Source organism: Pantoea sp. CTOTU49201, from assembly GCF_032054795.1.
GTDB lineage: Bacteria > Pseudomonadota > Gammaproteobacteria > Enterobacterales > Enterobacteriaceae > Pantoea > Pantoea symbiotica.
Genome location: NZ_DAMBSA010000430.1, coordinates 1 through 3,848 on the forward strand (window position 1 = coordinate 1; position 3,848 = coordinate 3,848).

3 protein-coding genes are annotated in these 3,848 nt (G+C 55.8%); 1 reads left to right on the forward strand and 2 read right to left on the reverse strand.

From position 1 onward, the window contains the following. Nucleotides 1-22: 22 nt before the first annotated feature. On the reverse strand, nt 23-1,084 hold the full coding sequence (gene nadA, locus RTY00_RS21515; RefSeq protein WP_312666116.1) for a quinolinate synthase NadA: 1,062 nt from the start codon (nt 1,082-1,084) through the stop codon (nt 23-25). Between the two features lie 135 nt (nt 1,085-1,219). Beyond that, nucleotides 1,220-1,717 (reverse strand): methylated-DNA--[protein]-cysteine S-methyltransferase, encoded by a 498-nt coding sequence (locus tag RTY00_RS21520; protein ID WP_154153333.1) that lies wholly within the window; start codon nt 1,715-1,717, stop codon nt 1,220-1,222. 158 nt (nt 1,718-1,875) lie between these two features. Between RTY00_RS21520 and RTY00_RS21525 the strand changes: the two genes are divergently transcribed. After that, complete coding sequence (locus tag RTY00_RS21525; RefSeq protein ID WP_312666118.1) at nt 1,876-3,342, forward strand: AlkA N-terminal domain-containing protein; 1,467 nt, start codon at nt 1,876-1,878, stop codon at nt 3,340-3,342. Nucleotides 3,343-3,848 lie beyond the last annotated feature (506 nt).

Here is a 3,848-nt window from a genome sequence, read left to right on the forward strand (position 1 = left end):
GTGCCTGTGTAACGGGAGCCCGTCATGCATTCCCTTTGATTTTAAGTTTGAGATCTGCAGCAAAGGATAGCATGCGATTAAGCGGGATCAACGCGGCCTCGCGCAGCGCATCATCGACATGAATTTCATGCTCGCTGCCACCACGTTCCAGTCCTTCGGCAATCGCTCTCAGACCGTTCATCGCCATCCACGGACAGTGCGCACAGCTGCGGCAGGTTGCGCCCTCGCCTGCGGTTGGCGCTTCCAGCAACTCTTTGTTCGGCACCGCCTGCTGCATTTTGTAGAAGATGCCGCGATCGGTGGCAACGATCATCTGCGGATGCGGCAAGCTTTGCGCCGCCTGAATCAGTTGACTGGTGGATCCCACCGCATCGGCTAGATCGACAATCGCCTGCGGTGATTCAGGATGCACCAGCACTGCCGCATCCGGATAGAGCGCCTTCATGCGTTGCAAAGCCTGCGTTTTGAATTCGTCATGCACGATACAAGCGCCCTGCCAGCACAGCACATCTGCGCCGGATTTTTGCGTGACGTAGCGACCAAGATGGCGATCCGGTGCCCAGATGATTTTCTCGCCGAGACTGTCGAGATGTTCAATCAGCTCAACCGCGATGCTCGAGGTGACGACCCAATCTGCGCGCGCCTTCACCGCCGCCGAGGTGTTGGCATACACCACCACGGTGCGATCGGGATGCTGATCGCAGAAGCGGTTAAACTCCTCAATCGGGCACCCGAGATCGAGCGAGCATTCCGCCTGCAAGGTGGGCATCAGCACGGTTTTTTCCGGGCTAAGAATTTTTGCGGTTTCGCCCATAAAACGCACGCCCGCCACCAGCAAGGTTTTAGCTGGATGGGTGCTGCCGAAACGCGCCATTTCCAGTGAGTCCGATACGCAGCCGCCGGTCTCTTCCGCCAGCGCCTGAATTTCGGGATCGGTGTAGTAATGCGCCACCATCACCGCATCACGTTCTTTCAGCAAGCGTTTGATTTTGTTCTTGTAGTAGGATTTTTCATCGTCACTGAGACGTGCCGGTTTCGGCGGGAAAGGATAGATCGCGCTTTCAGGATCAAACATCAGACTCATGACACGGCTCTCGTTTTCTCAATTTAACAAAATTGCCTGTTACGGCAATGATGCGGCATCAAAACCGCCATCGTGTTTTATATGCTAAACACGATAGCGGAATTGCGCGAGAGTGTCGTCTCTTTTTTGCGCGCTCTATAGCAACAACGTGCTCTTCTGTGGGCTTTCCAGCTCTAGCAGGAAAGCTTTAACGCTGAGACCGCCCGCAAAACCGGTGAGTTTGCCGTTGCTGCCAATCACGCGATGGCACGGCGCCATGATCGATAGCGGGTTTTTACCGTTGGCTGCGCCCACGGCGCGCACCGCTTTGGGATTACCGATCTGCTCGGCGATTTGCAGGTAGCTGCGCGTTTCACCAAACGGAATAGTGAGCAACGCTTGCCACACTTTTTTCTGGAATTCGGTGCCGACAGTGTCGTACGGCATATCAAACTGCTGACGCTCACCAGCGAAATATTCGCGCAACTGACGTTCAGCCTCACACAGAATCGGATGCTGATCGTTACGGCTAATCGGCTTCAACGGCACGCGCTGCGCGCCTTCGTTTTCCCACAGAATCGCCGACAATCCCTTATCGGTGGCAACAAGCGTGAGCTCGCCAACGGGCGTCGCGATGATTTTGGCATGATACATGGTGCACCTCCGGCTTAATCTCTGCTGGCGATTATCGCATTTCCGCCGCAGGAAACTGGCTGTTTTCGGTCATCAGCATAAACTGGTTAGCTGTCCGAAAGCAGCGAGTTTTCCCTTTCAGCTTGCGCGACCATGCCGTTTATTTGCCGGAGACGATGATGTTTGATGCTGAAATTGCTTACCAGGCGCTGACGTCGCGCGATAGCCGCTTCGACGGGCTGTTTTTTGTTGGCGTGACATCCACTGGCATCTATTGCCGCCCCATTTGTCCGGTAAAAGCGCCGATGCAGAAGAACTGCCTGTTTTTTAGCAGCGCAGAGGCCGCCGAAAAAGCCCACTTCCGCCCCTGTTTACGCTGCCGCCCAGAACTGGCGCCCGGCTCTGCGCCGGTGGATAGCCATCACCGCATTGCCGATCGTTTAATTCGTCGCATCGAAGAGGGCTTGCTGGAAGAGCAGGAGACGTTAGCAGACATTGCTAGCGAGTTTGACCTGAGTGAACGTCAATTGCGTCGTGTGGTGCAGCAAGAGCTCGGCGTATCGCCTTTAGAGCTGCGTCAGACACGTCGTATGCTGCTCGCTAAGCAACTTCTGACAGAAACCTCACTCCCGGTTACTGAAATTGCTTACGCCAGCGGCTTTCGCAGTCTGAGGCGTTTTAACGATGTGTTCCAGGCGCGCTATCGCATGACGCCTTCCCGCCTACGCAAACAGAATCAACCTGACGCCGTGAAGAGCACGCAGGAGAGCGCTGAACTGCGCCTGAGTTATCGCCCACCTTACGATTGGGATGCGATGCTCGATTTCCTGCAGCAGCGCGTGATGAAGGAAGTGGAATGGGTGAACGCAGGCATTTATCACCGCACCGTGGCGCTGGGCAGCTGTCGCGGCTGGGTGCGCGTGAGCCATCTTGCGGAGAAACAGTCGCTGAAGGTGCAATTCACGACGTCGTTGACGCCGGTGCTGCCCGCTTTGCTGCGTCGTCTGCGCGATCTGTTTGACCTTGATGCGCAGCCACAGCGCATAGCAGAGCACCTAAGCCACGATCCGCTTTTAGCCGAGAGCTTGTCGCGCTTTCCCGGTCTACGCGTTCCTGGTGCGTTTGACGGCTTTGAGTTGGGTGTGCGCGCGATACTCGGCCAGCAGGTTACGGTGAAAGCGGCAACCACGTTAAGTAGCCGAATGGCACAGCGCTTTGGTGAGCCACTGGTAACGCCATGGCCAGAACTTTCGCGTTTGCCGCCGAATGCGGAGTCACTGGCGGCGGCGAGCATCGATGATATCGCCAGCCTGGGGATTGTCAGTGCGCGTTCACATGCCATTCAGGCACTGGCTCAGGCCTGTGCTTCTGGCGCATTGCGCTTCAACGGTGCGGTGAATCCTGATGTAGTTCAGCAGCAGTTACTGGCGCTGAAAGGGATTGGGCCGTGGACGGCAAGTTATATCGCGATGCGCGCACTGCGTTGGCCTGATGCGTTCCCCAAAGAGGATATTGCGATTCGTAATAACCTCGGCGGCGTGAGTGCCAAAGTGGCGGAGCAGTTATCGCAGGTTTGGCGACCTTGGCGCAGCTATGCGGTGCTGCATATCTGGAAAAGTCTGACACCGGTTAAGGTAAAAAAGTAGATTAGGCTTAATACCTTGCCAATCAGCCGAAAGAACCGGGCGGTTCCGTAAAGTCGCCGTGGATACATCCCTGTAGGCTCTGCCGGCGCATCCATGCGCCGGAAGCTTTACTCCACCACCCGGTCCTTCCGTCTTCGTTAAGCATGGGTGCGATTATTTAAAGCAACATCGAAGCTTAAGGGCCAGAAAAGGCGGGAGCGGAAGGAGCGAAGCGTCCGAGCCATGGACAAAAACGCCGGGAGCGTTTTTGCACAACGCGAAGCGTTGCCCGCTTGCGGGCGAGCCTCATGGATGAGGCGAGTACTTGCGAGGCCGATCCACAGGGATGTGAGGTTTCTTCGCGATCCGCCCCGCCTTATCTGGCCGGTGCACCATCTCAAAGCAAATCCACCTAACATTTAAAAAAGCCTAAAAAGCAAAAAGGCGCCTTTAGGGCGCCTTTCTACATAACTGGTGGGTCGTGCAGGATTCGAACCTGCGACCAATTGATTAAAAGTCAACTGCTC

Coding starts and splice junctions, on each gene's coding strand:
- nadA (WP_312666116.1), bottom strand. CDS start 1,084: ATGAGTCTGATGTTTGATCCTGAAAGCGCGATCTATCCTTTCCCGCCG.
- RTY00_RS21520 (WP_154153333.1), bottom strand. CDS start 1,717: ATGTATCATGCCAAAATCATCGCGACGCCCGTTGGCGAGCTCACGCTT.
- RTY00_RS21525 (WP_312666118.1), top strand. CDS start 1,876: ATGTTTGATGCTGAAATTGCTTACCAGGCGCTGACGTCGCGCGATAGC.